The following is a 17,062-nucleotide window of genomic DNA, read 5'->3' as shown; positions in this document are numbered from 1 at the left end:
CTTGCAATTCTTGCAAGAATTGCTGAAAGTATATTCATCGGATAACCCTGAAGAATTCCAAGAAAATTTGGAGAAAGGGACTCAGCTGTTAGAAGAATTGAACGAAGAATCCAAATCAGAGCAAGAAAGAATAAACATAGACAGAAAATTAGCGGTTTTTAATCAAATGCGGGTAGATATCCTTGCACAGTCAAAAGTTCTAGAGAAACACATACAAGCTTTAGAAACAGCAGAGATACGCAAAAATATTTGCCTTGCTTGGCTGAGGGAAGGTTCAATTTATAAACCGCCTACCGAGGAGTTTGAGTTTAAACAGACGCAAAAACTACTTAATCCCAAAACTGCGGCAATTTACTGGCATCTCAGCCCCATTGCTATCACAACTTTCATTATCAAACATAATGAACCCCTAAAAATCCTGTCACCACAATTACCAACCAAATTACAACAGAAAGACTCTCGTCCTCATTTTTATCAGCTTCAGCGTTTTGAAAGCTGGATGCAGCAATGGAAAAAGTCTTATCAGGATTACTGTAATGTTTCTGACATAGATAAAGAAACGACTCCTTGGCGGAAAAATATGAAATCTATGTTGGAAACTCTTGGTGAAATTCTAGAAATTAAGCGCATTGTTCAAGAGAATTTCCAAGATGTTGATAACTTGATTCTCATTCCCCACCGGGAATTACACCTATTACCCCTAGATTACCTATTTAACGAGAAAGATTTTATCATTACTTACTTACCAAGTTTTCAGATTGGCTTGCAATTATTGGAATTGACATCAAACAGCGAAAATACCGATAGCCCAAAACTTCTGAATATAGAACCTTCAAATAACTTGCCCTTTACACAAATTCAATCTGCTACTCTTTACCACCTATATCCAAAATATGGTAAATTGCCAGAGGCGGCTAGAACAAAAACTAAATTGATCGAAGCTTTAGGAGAGTATGAAGGTTACTTTCACTTTACAGGACATGGCTATCATATTTTAGAAAACCCGATAGAATCAGCTTTGATGTTAGCAGACACAGAGAAATTGACTTTGGGTGACATTTTTGAGTGTCTAGAATTAGACTTACGAAAGTATCAACTAATTTGTCTTTCTGCTTGCGAAACTGGGATCACTAGCCAGGAATTCAGCAAAGAGAGGACAATCGATGAATATGTTGGTTTAGTAAGTGGGTTTCTTGCTAAGGGAGCAAACCACGTTGTTAGTACCCTGTGGAGAGTCGATGAACGTTCCACTGCTTTACTCATAATTAAATTTTACCAGTTACTCAAGCAAAGACAAACCCCTACCATAGCACTGAGAAAAGCAAAAGATTGGCTACGTCAGTTAACCTATAAAGATTTAGCTAAGTGGTATAGAGAGTTAGCCAAGGAATTGAATGAACCCCAATTGAAAGCCTCTCTGGAAACAGAAGCGGAAATTAGTGAAAATAACACAAAGAAGAAGGAATTTACCGAACCTCCCTATGCTGATCCTTATTATTCGGCTGGCTTTATTTTAACTGGTAAACCAAGTACAACAGGGTAAAAGCAGCCGTTCGTTGGAAAGCCAGCGGTTTTTACCTATTTTAAGTATTATATAATGTCCGTATAATTAGTTATGATTACCACAGTCATCGCACCCCACCCCTAATCTCCTGTGTATATACAAGTCGTATTACCCCCCTTAATCCCCCCTTATAAAGGGGGGAAAAAGAAATCTAGTTCCCTCCCCTTTATAAGGGGAGGGTTAGGGTGGGGTAAAACCGAGATTTATCAACTACTTGAGACTTGTGTATACACGGTACCCCCTAACCCTTCCCCGGTCGAGGGAGACAAAGCGTAGCTTTGGCGGGGGTGGGGTTCTTCGGGTTTGATAAACAATCAAGCGGACATGATATATAGCTTTATTTCCTTTACCCCCTATTCCATTCTATGCTTGACCAATCACAAACATTCACCCTCCGCGCCTTTTTAATAGCTTTGGTAGAATTAGATTCTCCTTTACCAATAGCTTTACAGCAGGAAATCAATGAAGTTGGTGAAATGCTTGCAAACGGACAAAAGGATAATGCTCTTGACCGCTTGCTAGAATTGGCAGAAAACGACTGTCTTAAGGAGTCTTACCATGATGCACGAATCAATATTCAGACAGAATATAAAACTCAAGAACTCAACAAATACTATAAACCCAGTCAACAGAATCAACCTACAATACCCCCAGAACATATTGGGAATATTGCGATGGCAATACCCCCAGACGATCTTATCAATATTGCGATCGCAACATTGAGAATAATCTTACTATTGTAGGTATTGGGCTAGCAACAAGCCAGATTGCATCCTCTGTCATTATCGCTCAACAAACCCCATCTCCCGATATTCCTTTCTACCAAACACAAGCTTTTTGTTACAGTATTGGCACAGGTGCGATCGCCAGCTTTGTTTTCTGGATTATTCTAACCATAATCCTACCTTGGCTTCGTGGTGAAGAAACTTAGCCGTGTCAAACGTGTTCGCGCAGCGTGTCGTCAGACAAGTGATATTTGTTCAATCAGGAAAGTGTCACACCAATTCGCAATTTTTAATTTGCAATTTCTTTCCCCACTTCTCGCAACAGGGACTTGAACATTGTGGGAAAAAGTTTTTTATTCTTCAATATTTCCCTTTTCCCTTTTTCAGTAATTACCCTGTCTTAAATTTTCCCAATTAGTTACTAAAATCTAATACTATATTAAATTTAGTATTTGTTCGGATATGAGTATAATTTCATTTAGACCTTTAATTTTGATTATAGGCACAAGTATTGGTTTACTGCCTCTGTTGTGCAACTGGTGCGTCCAAGCACAAAATCAATCACAAAACATTGAGCTAAAAGTTTATAGTGAAAACGAGCAAAAACAAAGCTGTCCAGACAAGGTGATTGTCACTGAAAAATCCCATCCTTATCAAGAAGGCAGTTTTGCAACAGATGGCTCTATTAACCTAAGTGCCTATGCCAGTAACATCTCTGTTCAAGCCAGTAATAGCTTTAGCGTTACATGGGTTGGGACACTCAAGCCAAAATATGCTAAATGCTTTGCTTCTGCTGGAATGACTAAGGTTGATGGGCAAGACTACTCTGGAAAGATTAATTATTTACGGATGCATTTTGTTAAAGGTAAAGTTTACTTTATCTTAGATTTGGCTGGCGGCTCTGATCCTAATGATTATCCCCTAGTAGTGCTAAAAAATCGTTTAAAGAATGGCAATCCTACTTGGACTTGGGGCGGAACTGACTAAAGGTAATACTGGAGTTTGGCGATCATTGTTTAGCAAAAGCCAAGTCACTTTCAATTAATTTGGCATCTGTTAGATTAGCCCCACTCAAATTGCACAAGTGAAAATTTGCCCCTTTTAGGTCTGCTAGCGACAGATTAGCTCCTGTTAAATCTGCACCAGTGAGGTTGACTTCACTTAAGTTAGCACTACTTAAGTTAGCTCCCTGAAGTGAAGCTCGTTGCAGGTCTGCCTCACTTAGATTTGCCCTCATTAGATATGCTTTACTCAAGTCGGCTGCACTTAAATTCGCTTGAGTTAGGTCTGCTGCTGTTAAATCAGCTTTACTTAGATTGGCTTGACTTAAGTTTGCCCAACTCAACAAGGCATAACTTAGGTTAATTTCACTCAGCTTCATTGATGCAAGTACTGCACACCTCAAATTAGCATTAATAAAATTTCTTTCTCCGATTGCATAACGGCGTAAAATTTCATCAGTTGTTACTCTGTCTAAAATAGCTTTTGATGCGCCTTGATAACACCATGTAGCTTTTAATAGTTTGGCAGCAGTGTTAACAGCTACCTCATCACCAGAAGCCACAATTACACCATTGCAACCATCCCATTGACCGTTAAGCATTAAAGCAATCTCATTAGCGGCAGCAATTGAGTCAAATAATAAAACAGATTCTTTATGCCGTTTTAACCAATTATTCCAACCAATCGAGATAATATTTTTCATTTCTATGAATTTTGGCCTTTTCAGACGATTACGGTTCTAACTATTCAGGGTAATAACAATCAGACTGATGTGTGTAACAACCGACCATTATTGTGCGTGCTTAACGAACGCTTACTAAAAGTTCTCTCTTGACCGACGCTGGGCGGGTATGTCACTCGCTTCGCTTGAATTCAAAATTCAAAATTCAAAATTCAATCCCACGACTTAAGCCGTAAGCTCTGGAACTCTTGACGCCTTGCGCCTTGGAATAATTCTTTTTTAAAGTAGGCTTGTATCCCACAACTAAAGTTTTATTCGTAATTTTCTATTTTTAATTGTTTTGTCATCATACTTAAATATGTTCTTGTTGGGTGCGTAAGCTGTTAATCGTAGCGGTTAAAACTAGGACAATTGCCAAAACCAATACGGTATTTCTAAGCATTGAGTTATCAGAATGCTTGAGTGCAATTGCTACCAATGCCCAGAGTATTACTCCTGCATAAGCGATGTCTCGACGCTGGATGACTATAACTGCTGCAATTGTTGTTGCAATCAATACCATAACGAGAGTCCAAATTACAGCAGAAATCCCCCAACCGTTCCACCTGTGAAAATCCAAGGCACACGCTACGTTGACAATGGTCGCCACGCTAATCCAGCCTAGATAAATACTAATAGGAAAGTGAATACACCATTTTTTCAGCCAAGGTACACGCGATTTGCCAATTTCTAACTGCATATAAACACCAATCAGGGGCAACAGTATTAAGAGCATTGCAATTATAGAAAAAGCAAAAAGCCTAGACAAAAATAGGTACACCCAAATACTTTGAGCAACACAGGCAATCACCAACAGATAACCTGTCTCACGTAAATCAGGCTCATGTCGTTGGTTAGGTAGAGCTTGGTATACCCCAAAAGCAAACAACCCAAGGTAAATCAGCCCCCAGATAGCAAAGGCGTAATTGGCAGGGATAATCAGGACATTTTTAAACAAAGTATTGGAAATTTCCCCGATGCTAAGTCCATTGAGCGGAAAAATATTCGATAATACGTTGATAAAGAAAGCACCAAAGATTGCAGCCAAAGTAACAAGCTGCCGCCAAAGATCCCGGTAATTGCCTCTTGTGGACTGCTGCATAGGATGTTAACTGATAATCTTTTATGCTTTTAGCTTACATCCCAAAAAGAATCATGCATATAAGCCACAGTCATTTCAAGCAAGTTAATCAGGAGTTAAACTAATTATTAACTCACTGCTTTTAAGGTACTGTCCATGCAGCTACTTCAAACTACCGACAAAGATTTTTCTGTCAAATTCAAAACTCTTGTAAGCGATCGCCGGGAAGTTACAGTTGATGTTAGTGGGACAGTACGTGAGATTCTAGCTGATGTGAAAGTGCGTGGTGATGCCGCAGTCAAAGACTATACTAACCGCTTTGACCGCAACAATCTCCAGTCTTTGCATCTAAGCGAAAGCTTTATTGCCGAACATGCGGCACAATGTCCTGCTGATGTCTTGGCTGCCCTGGAATTTGCTGCTGAAAGGATTGTAGCTTTCCATCAAAAACAATTACCGCAAGATATTGCCTACAGCGATGCAGTCGGGGTAAAACTGGGATTGAATTGGGTAGCGCTGTCGCAAGTGGGAATTTATGTACCAGGAGGACGGGCTAGCTATCCGAGTTCTTTGTTGATGAATGCCTTACCAGCCAAAATTGCTGGTGTTGAAAGAATTGTCATGACAGTACCGATGCCTAGCGGTGAGATCAATCCCGCCGTATTGGCTGCTGCTCAAGTTGCTGGTATTACAGAAATATATGGCATTGGTGGGGCGCAAGCGATCGCAGCATTAGCTTATGGTACAGAAAGCATTGCCCCAGTAGATAAAATTGTTGGCCCTGGTAATGCTTATGTTGCTGAAGCCAAGCGTCAAGTCTTTGGCACTGTTGGCATTGATAGCATCGCTGGCCCTTCAGAAATTTTAGTGGTTGCCGACAGCCAGAACAACCCAGATTGGATTGCCTGGGATTTACTATCGCAAGCAGAACACGATCCTAGTGCCCAGTCAATCTTAATTACTGATTCAGAAATCTTCGCGCAACAAGTAATAAAGGCTGTTGAGAAAATTCTCGCCGATTTACCCACCAGAGAAGTTGCTGATGCTAGTTGGCAAAATTATGCAGCCGTGATTCTGGTCAGCGATTTGCTAGAGAGTATACCATTGCTTAATCAACTAGCTCCTGAACATGTGGAATTGTGCACAGACAATCCGCAACTCCTTGCCAATCAAATTAAGTGTGCCGGCAGCGTGTTTTTAGGACGCTATACTCCAGAAGCGATTGGTGATTATTTAGGTGGCCCCAACCATGTACTGCCAACTGCCCGTTCAGCTCGCTTTGCCTCTGGTTTGAGTGTGTTCGACTTTCTCAAACGAATTACTTTTTTAGAATGTGACAAACAATCATTACAGACATTAGGCAAAGCAGCTGTCACCTTAGCAGAAACAGAAGGTTTGCCAGCCCATGCAGGTAGTGTATCTGTACGCTTGCAATAAAAAGCCAAGAAGAAATGGAGGGAGTATCTACATTTGACATTGATTAAAAGGTTCTTGAATAAAGTAGAGTGCATCGCGTTTTTGAACTTCCATACCGCCTCTATTCCAGTTTCCCCAACGAGTTATAAATTTTTTCCCACCTTCGCGACGTTCAATCGCAACAGTAAAATTATTACGGAGTTCCCGATAACATCCATCCAAATTCGTCAAGGTCAAATCCAGTGCTGGGATATCAAATTTATTCTTACCTTTATTGACAACAAAAAATCCTTCACTACCTCGCTCCATTAGTAATACAGTCGGACTATCAATGGCTGCTAAAACATTTTCTTTGATATTTTTTCCCTGATTTCCTCGTTGATGCATAATTTGGCGGAATTTGACACCATATCTGATAAAAGAAACATTTCTATTATCCCAGTTCAATATTAAAGGAGTGCCACTTTCTCTTGCTAGGATATATGCTGTTGCGAGGAAAGAGTCAGAAGGATCGCTATAGGGATTAATGGCATTGGAATTAATCTCGCGGATAGTATCGTGGTTTCTGCCAAAAGTGACGCTACGCGGATTGTTTATGCCTGCGGCAACTCGCAGAGAACGCAAATCTCCACCAAAGCTGAAGGCATTTTTCATTGAATTGTAGAGAACAAAATCTGTGACAGCAGCAATCCAGTTATAATTTTCTGCACTGGTGTCGCTATCTGTGATTACCTCAAGATAATTCCATGCTTTGCCTTTACTTTGTTGATCCACATAGCTGATGTACTCTTTGATAACATCTGCTGGGATATGCTTGGCAGCATCAAACCGAAATCCATCAATTCCTAAATCTAGCAATTTTTTTAAATGGGCTTTTTGAATTTTTTTAACATTATTGGTAAATCTCAATTCTGGAAGTCCACCTAACCAACAATTAATTTCTGAATCTCTGTTACCATCACTATAATTAATGTTACAAGCTTTTTTACCTGGATGGTTTGAATCAGAATTAAAGTCATTTATAGAAAGACCTGGAAATTTCGTTAAATCTTCAAAATCATCATTGCCATCTAAATTAGCCATGTGATTGAAAACAACATCAGCAATCACTTTGACCTTACAACTGTGGGCTTGACTAATAAGTTTTTTTAAATTGAAGAGTGAACCTCTACCTTCGATAATGCTGTAGTCTACAGGTTGATAGCGTGCCCACCATTCTGGAGCAGGATTAGATTTTTGGGCTGGAGAAATTTGAATGTGAGAATATCCTTGCTTTCCTATTTCACATACAAACTTTTCGATATCAGTGTACTGCTGGTCAAATGCATGAAAAATTGCAGAAGGTTTTTCTCCTGCTAATATCTTAATCGGGTAAATACAAGTTGTGCAGATTACAACTGCACAGATGAAGATATTTTTCATCAAAGATATTACTCTTAAACTCAATAAAGTGGATAGAATTTGTCAAAGCCAGTTACCAACTAAAACATAAGGTGCCCAGTAGCCAGGACGACTGTAATTGGGATAATCTTTTAACAACTTTACTTGGGCACGACGCAAGGCTTCAGCCTTTGTCACCTTATTTTTAACTAACTCACGATAAAATTCACCAATTAAGATAGCAGTAGATTTATCACTGATATGCCATAGTGAAGCCAAGGTACTACGGGCACCAGCTTTCACAGATGCTCCTGCTAGTCCTAGCGTGGCTCGATTGTCACCAGTAGCAGTTTGGCAAGCACTTAACACCAGCATTTCCAAAGCTTCTGGGCGAGTTTGATCCCGACGACGCAGCAGGCTATCAAATTGCGTGACGTTGATCGGCCCATCATTTGCAAGTATAAAAGTATTCTCAACACTGGAGCTAAATTGACCGTGAGTTGCCAGATGTAACACATTAAATGGTACAGTATTTACCTTACTCTCTAGGTTTTTGCTGTTGAAGTCTCGATCTAGTAACTGGGTGGTAGACGCGATCGCTTGGGAAATAGAGTCGAATTCTGATTTAATTTCTGGTAGCGGTGGAAATTGCTGTTGAAAGCCTTGTGGTGGTTGCATTAACCCGGCAGCCAGTACATTGAGTTTTGTATGTGTAAAGGGTTTGAGTGCAAGTAACTGAAGTCCTAAGCTGAGTGCTACAGCGTATTTTTCTACTAGATATTGCTGACCGTCATACAATATAGCCATTGGCACATTTCGCAATATTCCATCCAGCACAAATACAAGGGTTTTGACGCCACTATCTTTTAAATCTGACTCAATTTCTTTGATTAACCACCCATAGACTTCCTGTGATAACGCCTGCACTTCCTCTGCCCGATCGGGTTCTAATAGATACTCTTTGAGTTCTCTGATAATACCTTCTACCTCATTTTGTGACTTATTTACTGTATAATTACGTAGTGGTTGTTTAGGAATTTTGACAATCACTTGGAGTTGATCGGGGAGAATAATTGGATAAACGATCGCGGCTGTGGGATTATCTTTATCTACTATTGTGTCAAGCAAAACAGTTTTGGCATTAATGCAAGCTTCCCGGAAAAAGTCGTCTAATTCCGCTAGTTGCAGTGCTTCAATCCTCTGTCTAGCTTTGTCTAGGATTGGTTCGCTCGGATGAGTTTGCTGAAACTGCAACAATAATTCTACGGACTCTCGATATACAGGTTCTACACTTTCTTTAAAGGAAAACTGGACATCTCGATTCACAACTACTAAGTCGCTACGGAGAGTCTGCAACTCACCGATGGCAGTATCATAGGTGGCAATAGCGCCCTCAATCTCTCCCTGCTGTTTCAACAAGCGTCCTAACTGCCAATGCCAACGATAAGTGATATCTGGAGCATTGATTGTTTGGGCTATGTTCAGTGCCTGTTGGGTGAGGTTCTGGGCTATTGACCATTGTTTAGTTTGTTCGTATACACTGCCCAAAGTCCCAAGGGCAAAGCTCTCGGCTCGTTTATCTGCTAAATCTTCAGCTTGTTGCAAGGCTCTCGCGCAGATTTGAGCAAGAGCTTGGGGTGTAGTCCCGAATTTCATCAAGCTTTGAGCTAGATTAATCTGGGCATAAATAGTTGTCACAGAAGCAGGTAGTTGTGCCAGTTGAGTTTGGATTTGCGGCAATAGTGTCTGCACGGCGGCTGTTTGTCCCGTGTTCACTAGTAGATTCAACTGATTAACTTCAGCCTGAACTCTGCTAATCGGGTTAGGAGCGATCGCGACAGCTTGCTGATAAAACTGTATTGCACCCTTAAAATCTTGCTGTACTTGTGCCGTGTTCCCTAAACTAAATAAAGCCGCGCTCACATCCTGGGGAGAATCTAATTTTTGGGCAATTGACAAACTTTGCTGTAATACCTGACGGGATTGATTTAAATCTCCTGCTAATTGCAGAGCATTTCCAAAAGACCGTAATTCTACTGCTTTAATAATAGAGTTAGGTTTTAATTGTAACTCTGGCTGCAATTGAGTCAAGATTGTCAAAGCCCGACGGTAAAATCCCAAAACTTGCCATGCTTGTGCTTGATTGATGCGATCACGGGTAATGCCATTGCGATCGCCTAATTGCTTATAGTTCACTTCTGCACGTTGCCAGGTATTAAGTGCCTGTTCGGCTTGTCCTAAGTCTAGTTGAATACTACCTTGAATATCTAGAATTGGAGCCAAAACCTGAAGATTTTGGGAATTAGAAGATTTTTCGAGCAACTTCAAGCTATCTGTAATTGCTTGTTGCGCTTGTATTAAATTACCCAGTTTTTGATATGCCAATGCCAAATTACTTAATGCTACAGCTTGCCGCAATTCACTGCCCTGGCTGCCATAACTTTTAACTGCTTGTTGCAAAACTCTAACCGCTTCTGCAAATTGTCCTGCCTCATACAGCACTTTACCCTGTTGCAGCAAGTCTTGTGTTTGTGCAGTCGGATTTTGGATTGACACTCCAAGAGTTGCGATATGTTGTGTCTTTAAAGTTGCAGCAACAGGAAAAGCAGTAACGCACAAAAAAGTTGTCACCAGAACCAAGAGCATAAAAACAGGCAACTTATGGATTTTATGACTCTTGAGTTTCATCGAAATTCCTCCTTTGAATCTTGGAGTAACGAATTATTGACTACAAGACATGGCAGAGGGAATAGAAGAACTTTGCCCAGATTGAGCCACAAGCATAATATCACCGTTACCATCAATGATCCATCCTTGAGCCTCCACAATTTGATCGGTAGATTTGGTCATAGATGCAATAAATGATTTATCGGTGACTCTGGCTGTTGCTTGTGCAGGCAAATCTACACTTTGGCCTAATTTTATTCTGCTAAAAGTAGTGAAAAGTAATAATTTTTCTTAAGAAATACTTAGATAATAGGAATTCCTCCCCTGATCGGGGTAACGAATCATTGACTACAGGACATGGCAGAGGGAATAAAAGAACTTTGAGGAGATTGAGCCACAAGCATAACATCACCATTAGCATCGACAATCCATCCTTGAGCCTCCACAATCTGACCGCTAGATTTGGTCATAGTTGCAGTGGATAATTTATCCGTGACTGTGTGTGTTGCTTGTGCAGGCAAATCTACCCAACCAGTAATCACTGCTCGTCCTCGCAGCGGCTCGTTGGGACTTTGGGGTAATCCACCGCGTCCTGTGGCGATAAAACGACCGGCGTTTTGTCCTCTTCTGGGAGTGCAACCTTGGGCAATTTGTTGGGATGCATCCACAAGGTTAGAGGGTAGTTGAATTAAACCGCGACTGGGGTCAGTATCTGGACTGTTGATAGTTACTTCCCCACTCACTCCCAATTGTGAACTCGCTGTAATGTCGCTGTTTTCAGTTGGGCTTTTTTGCGGAAGAATACCGAAAATCCCGTTTGTTGTAATGTCAACTCTACCACCTTGACCAGTGAAGGCATTAGCGCTGATGTCGCTATTTTCTTTGGGAACGGCGACAATGAAAGGGCTATTAATGGTGATGTTACCGCCATCGCCACCGAATTTACTACTGCCGGCAGTGGTAGAAATTTGACTGCCGTTGCGTAGTAATAATAAGTCTTGCAACTTCAGGGTAATATTACCACCATTCCCCGATCTGGTTATGGCAGCGATCGCTCCTTGGTTATCTAGGCTCAGAGAACGAGCTTGGATATCAAGGTTGCCTGCCGTACCCGATCCGGTACTACTGACAGTGACTTCACCTCCATCTCGGACACTCATCTGCTCAGTTTCAAGCTTTAAACTTCCCCCACTACCGGTACCTTCTGGCGTAACCGCAGCGCTGATTTGGCTGTTAAAGTTACCATTTGGTGATTTGCCAACGACTTCCACAGATTTCGACGCATGAATTCGTAATCTACCTGCATTGCCCTCGCCAGCAGTTCCAACGGATACTATTGCACCACCTCTTACACTCAAGCGATCTGTTTCAATTGTTAAATCGCCACCGTTGCCTCTGGGTGGAATAACTGTTTCGTCTGCGTCTCGTTCAATACCTGCATTGATACCTGTAGCATAGAGGTTATCAACAGGTGTATCAAATACCTCTACGTCTGAAGCACGAATTGTGAGATTACCAGCGTCGCCTTGACCAAAAGTAGCGACTTGCACTTTGCCTCCATGACTGACACTCAAGCGTTTTGTCTCAATGGTCAAGTTACCACCGCGACCCTCACCTTGAGGGTTTACCTGAGCAAATAAGCCAGCAGGATTTTCAATATTAGATGTAAACGATTTGATTTTTCCACTGATTTCCACTGACTCGGCAGCGTGAATAGTCAAATTTCCGGCAAACCCTTTACGGTAAACACTGCTTCCCACTTGACTATCAATGATATTCATAGTGACAGTATCAATGTTTATATTGCCAGCATTCCCTTGTCCAAAAGTACTGGCAGATAGTTGTCCTTTTCGGACAATCAACTGATTGGTATTAATTGTCAAATCTCCTGCTGTTCCTGTACTCGATGTTTGAGTCAACAAGCTGCTGGGAAAGGGAAATAGACTATTACTATTAGTAGCAGGTCCTATCAGTTTAACTGATTGGGAGGCATTTACTGTCAAACTTCCTCCAGCCCCACTACCGTTAGTTCGAGCTGAAATCGCTGCTCCATCTTGGATTAACAACTGATTGGTGTTAATTGTAATCTTTCCTGCGGGCCCTGTGTCATAGGTGTTAGAACTTATTTTGCTAGGATACCATCTATTAGAAAACTGTGGAAGAATAGCAGTACCGACTAGCTGCACTGATTCGGCATTTACTGTTATACTCCCTCCAACCCCTTTACCTTCGTTATCGGTTATGATTCCGGCTCCATTTTGGATGAGTAACTGTCTAGTGTTAATAGTAATGTCTCCGGCGTCTCCGACTCCATCAGATGCAGCAAGTATACCAGTGTAGCCTAAATTGGGATTGTCTGGAATGCCGATTATTTGCACTGATTCTGAAGCATTCACGGTCAAATTTCCTGCTACACCTTCACCGGAAGTAGAAGCCGATACTTGCCCTCCATCTTCGACGAGCAACCTAGATGTATTAATTGTTAGTTTTCCTCCTTCTCCTGTGGCGCCAGAACTACTTTGAGTAAACAAGTCGCTGCCAAACTGACCACTAACTGTCAGACCTGCCACTTGTACAGATTCTGAGGCATTTACTGTTAAATCTCCCGCCGCTCCTGCATTGTATGTACCAGATGAAATCTTTCCTCCTGCTAAGATTTGTAACTGCCTGGTGTTAATTGTTAGGTTTCCTGCATCTCCTGTCCCAAAAGTTTCAGCAAATAAACCACTGCGAATTCCAGTAGGTGATTCTCCAAGGACTTGCACTGATTCAGAAGCATTTACATTCAATCCTTTTCCAGGTAATGCTCCTAAAGTGCTGGCTTCAATCTTGGAACCTCCATTGACTGTAATTCCTTTACCCCACACCTGAATAGCGCCGCCACCTTCGCCACTGGTACTAACCAAGGCTTGATTACTGAGTGAGATATCGGCTTTAGCTACATCATCAGGAACAATCAAACTCAAATTATTACCATCCACATTCAGTCCGACTGTTCCCTCACCTGCAATTCCTGCCAATTCCACTCGTCCACCCGGAGCATTCAATTGACCTTGATTGATGGCAATTTCTCCACCTACTAATAGCAAACTCCGACCATCTGGTACTCGTAGACCAAAGATATTATCTTCTGCTGGTGCAATTGAACTGTTTTCAATTCTGCCAGCCTGAAGTTGATTGAAAAGCAAAGCGGAAGGATTAACTGTTAGTAATGAAGAAGGAGTCTGAGGATTAGTTGCACTAAATTCCAACCCATTGCCAAACACAAATGAATTTGCCGTACTCGCTACAAAGGAACCCGCTACATCTAAGCGTGCATTGTTCCCAAATAAAATGCCATTGGGATTAATCAAAAATAAATTTGCACCGCCGTTCACCCCCAAAGTGCCAAGAATATTCGAGATATTACTTCCCGTCACCCGTGTGAAAATATTGGAGATTCCTGTGGGATTGGCAAAATAAACTCGCTGGGATTCTCCGACATTGAATTCCTGAAAACTATGGAACAGGTTTGCACCGCGAACTGCTCCACCATCAATGCGGTCAGCAGCACTACCTTTAATATTGACATTGGGAGTGATTTTTGAAGAGTTATTACCCAATGTTCCATCAGGGGTAATCTGGGCTAAAGCGTGATTTTCACAACAAAATATGCCATGAGCAAGCACTCCAATAATACTAAAAATTCCTAATAAATATGAGTGCCAATTCCTATCTTTACAGGTTGTCATATCAGAACCAGCCTCGCTTGCTCATTTCATACCAGTGAATATGCAATATCCTTAAGCCACTGCTTCATAACTACATCTTCAAAGGTTTTCAGCTAGTCGTCTTGATAAATTTTTCTACAATTAATTTCAGCAGATATTTTACCTCGATGAGAGTAAAGTTCTTAAAACTTAAAATTATATAATACATCTGATTGTTTTGATTCCTCTTGGGTTTTATCGGAATTCCTCTTTAAATCTTGGAGTAACGAATTATTGACTACAGGACATAGCAGAAGGAATATAAAAACTTTGAGGAGATTGAGCCACGAGCATAATATTACCATTAGCATCGACAATCCATCCTTGAGCCTCCACAATCGGATCGCTAGATTTGGTCATAGATGCAGTAGATAATTTATTGGTGATTTTGGCTGTTGCTTGTGTGGGCAAATCTACCCAACCAGTAATCACTGCTCGTCCCTGCAACGGTTCGTTAGGGCTTTGGGGTAATCCACCGCGTCCAGTGGCGATAAAACTACTGGCATTTTGTCCTCTTCTGGGAGTGCAACCTTGGGTGATTTGTTGGGATACATCGACGAGGTTAGAGGGTAGTTGAATTAAGCCGCGACTAAGGTCAGTATTTGGACTGTTGATAGTTACTTGCCCACTCACTCCCAATTGTGAACTCGCTGTAATGTCACTGTTTTTGGTTGGACTTTTTTGCGGAAGAATACCAAAAATCCCGTTTGTTGTAATGTCAACTCTACCACCAGATCCAGTGAAGGCGTTAGCGTTGATATCGCTATTTTCTTTGGGGACTGCAACGATAAATTTTGAGTTGATATTGATATTACCGCCATTGCCACCTTTTTCGGCTGTACCTGCGCTGGTAGAGATTTGAGCACCATCACGGAGTAAGAGTAAGTCGCTGTTGACGTTGATATTACCACCGTTATCGGATGTAGATTCGGCGTTGAGTTTACCTTGATTGTCTAAGGTAATTTTGGGTGAGTTGATTTCGATGTCGCCTGTGATTCCTGACCCTGTGGAACTGACAAATAAGCCACTGTTAGCACCGATATTTATTAAGTTGCCAGGAAATTTAGCAATGCGATCGCTGTAACTAGGGTCAATACCACTAATTATTACTGTATCAGTAGCATTGACAGTTATTTTACCTGCACGTCCATTGCTTAAGGTAGTGGTAGTGAGTTGTCCGCCGTTGAGTGCTTCAAAGACGTTTGCATTTACCGTAATATCGCCACCCTTTTGATTATTTGTGGAGTCTGCATCTAGTAAAGCGCCGTCTGATACGCGAAAAATATTGGTGTTTACGGTGATATCGCCACCTTTGCCTGTGGAAGTGGGAGTATTAAATGTTAATAAAGAGCTATAAAGTCCTCTCCCTTGCTTAGTTCCAGAAACAGTTACTGCATCTTTTGCATTGATGCCAATATTCCCCGCATTCCCCTGTCCTAAAGTTCCGGTATCAAGTATAACGCCATCAGTGAGTGACAGGTTTGCTGTATTGATGTCGATATTGCCACCCTTACCCAAGCTTCCTGCGGTGCTGAAAATGTAAGCGGAACTAAGGGCAACAGCATTTTTTGCATCCACTGTCACATTCCCCCCATTCCCCTGTCCGAAAGCATCGGTAGCAAGTATAGCGTGATCAGTGAGTGACAGGTTTGCTGCATTGATGTCGATATTGCCACCCTTACCCAGGCTTCTTGCGGTGCTGAAAATGTAAGCGGAACTAAGGTCAACAGCATTTTTTGCATCCACTGTCACATTCCCCGCATTCCCCTGTCCGAAAGCATCGGTAACAGTTTGCAGTTGAGCGCCATCAGTGAGTGACAAAGAAGTAGCATTGATATCGATATTGCCACCATTACCCACGCCTCCTGCTTCCACTGTGCTGAGGATGGCAGCATCTGCAAGGTCAACAGCATTTTTTGCACTTACTGTCACATTCCCCGCATTCCCCTGTCCGAAAGTTGAGGCTGAAAGTTTAGCGCCATCGCCTAATGAGAAAGAACCAGAATCGATAAAAATGTTACCCCCATTCCCAACTGTTCCTGTGTCCACACTGCTGGTAATCTGACTGGGAAAACCATTTTTTTCCCCAGCAATATCAACAGCACCTGTGACTTTAACATTCACATTCCCCGCATCCCCTCTTCCTGCTGGCCGGGTAGCAGATGCTTCACGAGTAATGGTTAGTAGTTGAGCGCCATCAGTGAGTGACAGGTTTGCTGCATTGATGTCGATATTGCCACCCTTACCCACGCCTCCTGCTTCCACTGTGCTGAGGATGGCAGCATCTGCAAGGTCAACAGCATTTTTTGCACTTACTGTCACATTCCCCGCATTCCCCTGTCCGAAAGTTGAGGCTGAAAGTTTAGCGCCATCGCCTAATGAGAAAGAACCAGAATCGATAAAAATGTTACCCCCATTCCCAACTGTTCCTGTGTCCACACTGCTGGTAATCTGACTGGGAAAACCATTTTTTTCCCCAGCAATATCAACAGCACCTGTGACTTTAACATTCACATTCCCCGCATCCCCTCTTCCTGCTGGCCGGGTAGCAGATGCTTCACGAGTAATGGTTAGTAGTTGAGCGCCATCAGTGAGTGACAGGTTTGCTGCATTGATGTCGATATTGCCACCCTTACCCACGCCTCCTGGTTCTACCGTACTTAAGATGTAAGAGTTACCTGCAAGGTCAACAGCATTTTTTGCACTCACTGTCACATTCCCCGCATTCCCCTGTCCGAAAGTTGAGGCTGAAAGTTG

At 41.9% G+C, this 17,062-nt stretch carries 11 protein-coding genes; 4 read left to right on the top strand and 7 right to left on the bottom strand.

What is annotated here, in order from left to right:
* Position 1: 1 nt before the first annotated feature.
* The 3 genes from V7K56_RS27320 (at position 2) to V7K56_RS27310 (ending at position 3,276) form a co-directional block, all read left to right on the top strand.
* Entirely contained in the window at positions 2–1,543 is a 1,542-nt protein-coding gene (locus V7K56_RS27320; RefSeq protein WP_334915558.1) for a CHAT domain-containing protein, read from the top strand.
* Between the two features lie 386 nt (positions 1,544–1,929).
* Positions 1,930–2,307 (top strand): hypothetical protein, encoded by a 378-nt coding sequence (locus V7K56_RS27315; RefSeq protein ID WP_334915556.1) that lies wholly within the window; start codon positions 1,930–1,932, stop codon positions 2,305–2,307.
* Positions 2,308–2,751: 444 nt separating this feature from the next.
* Complete coding sequence (locus V7K56_RS27310) at positions 2,752–3,276, top strand: hypothetical protein (RefSeq protein ID WP_334915554.1); 525 nt, start codon at positions 2,752–2,754, stop codon at positions 3,274–3,276.
* 22 nt (positions 3,277–3,298) lie between these two features.
* On the opposite strand, the gene V7K56_RS27305 is transcribed toward V7K56_RS27310, so the two are convergent.
* Entirely contained in the window at positions 3,299–3,994 is a 696-nt protein-coding gene (locus tag V7K56_RS27305; protein ID WP_334915552.1) for a pentapeptide repeat-containing protein, read from the bottom strand.
* A gap of 331 nt (positions 3,995–4,325) precedes the next feature.
* Positions 4,326–5,114, bottom strand: a complete 789-nt coding sequence (locus V7K56_RS27300) for a tryptophan-rich sensory protein (RefSeq protein WP_334915549.1) — start codon at positions 5,112–5,114, stop codon at positions 4,326–4,328.
* Between the two features lie 135 nt (positions 5,115–5,249).
* Between V7K56_RS27300 and hisD the strand changes: the two genes are divergently transcribed.
* Positions 5,250–6,530 carry a histidinol dehydrogenase gene (gene hisD / locus V7K56_RS27295; protein ID WP_334915547.1) on the top strand — a complete coding sequence of 427 codons (1,281 nt, stop codon included), beginning with the start codon at positions 5,250–5,252 and terminating at the stop codon, positions 6,528–6,530.
* Positions 6,531–6,557: 27 nt separating this feature from the next.
* On the opposite strand, the gene V7K56_RS27290 is transcribed toward hisD, so the two are convergent.
* From V7K56_RS27290 to V7K56_RS27270, 5 genes are all read right to left on the bottom strand, one after another.
* Entirely contained in the window at positions 6,558–7,931 is a 1,374-nt protein-coding gene (locus V7K56_RS27290; RefSeq protein ID WP_334915544.1) for an alpha-amylase family glycosyl hydrolase, read from the bottom strand.
* A gap of 42 nt (positions 7,932–7,973) precedes the next feature.
* Complete coding sequence (locus V7K56_RS27285; RefSeq protein ID WP_334915542.1) at positions 7,974–10,577, bottom strand: CHAT domain-containing protein; 2,604 nt, start codon at positions 10,575–10,577, stop codon at positions 7,974–7,976.
* A gap of 33 nt (positions 10,578–10,610) precedes the next feature.
* On the bottom strand, positions 10,611–10,790 hold the full coding sequence (locus V7K56_RS27280; RefSeq protein WP_334915540.1) for a hypothetical protein: 180 nt from the start codon (positions 10,788–10,790) through the stop codon (positions 10,611–10,613).
* A 107-nt stretch (positions 10,791–10,897) separates the two neighbouring features.
* A complete protein-coding gene (locus V7K56_RS27275) occupies positions 10,898–14,287 on the bottom strand; it encodes a two-partner secretion domain-containing protein (protein ID WP_334915538.1) in 3,390 nt (1,129 codons plus the stop codon).
* 249 nt (positions 14,288–14,536) lie between these two features.
* Positions 14,537–17,062: beta strand repeat-containing protein (locus V7K56_RS27270; protein WP_334915536.1), on the bottom strand; the 2,526-nt coding region annotated here is incomplete at its 5' end.

Source organism: Nostoc sp., assembly GCF_036917535.1.
Classification (GTDB): Bacteria; Cyanobacteriota; Cyanobacteriia; order Cyanobacteriales; family Nostocaceae; genus Nostoc.
Note: the sequence above shows the minus strand (reverse complement) of the source record. Positions and strands in the feature narration are given on the sequence as shown.

What these genes read in the sequence shown, in the direction of transcription:
- V7K56_RS27315 (WP_334915556.1), top strand. Translation starts at nt 1,930, where the DNA reads ATGCTTGACCAATCACAAACATTCACCCTCCGCGCCTTTTTAATAGCT.
- V7K56_RS27310 (WP_334915554.1), top strand. Translation starts at nt 2,752, where the DNA reads ATGAGTATAATTTCATTTAGACCTTTAATTTTGATTATAGGCACAAGT.
- V7K56_RS27305 (WP_334915552.1), bottom strand. Translation starts at nt 3,994, where the DNA reads ATGAAAAATATTATCTCGATTGGTTGGAATAATTGGTTAAAACGGCAT.
- V7K56_RS27300 (WP_334915549.1), bottom strand. Translation starts at nt 5,114, where the DNA reads ATGCAGCAGTCCACAAGAGGCAATTACCGGGATCTTTGGCGGCAGCTT.
- hisD (WP_334915547.1), top strand. Translation starts at nt 5,250, where the DNA reads ATGCAGCTACTTCAAACTACCGACAAAGATTTTTCTGTCAAATTCAAA.
- V7K56_RS27290 (WP_334915544.1), bottom strand. Translation starts at nt 7,931, where the DNA reads ATGAAAAATATCTTCATCTGTGCAGTTGTAATCTGCACAACTTGTATT.
- V7K56_RS27285 (WP_334915542.1), bottom strand. Translation starts at nt 10,577, where the DNA reads ATGAAACTCAAGAGTCATAAAATCCATAAGTTGCCTGTTTTTATGCTC.
- V7K56_RS27275 (WP_334915538.1), bottom strand. Translation starts at nt 14,287, where the DNA reads ATGACAACCTGTAAAGATAGGAATTGGCACTCATATTTATTAGGAATT.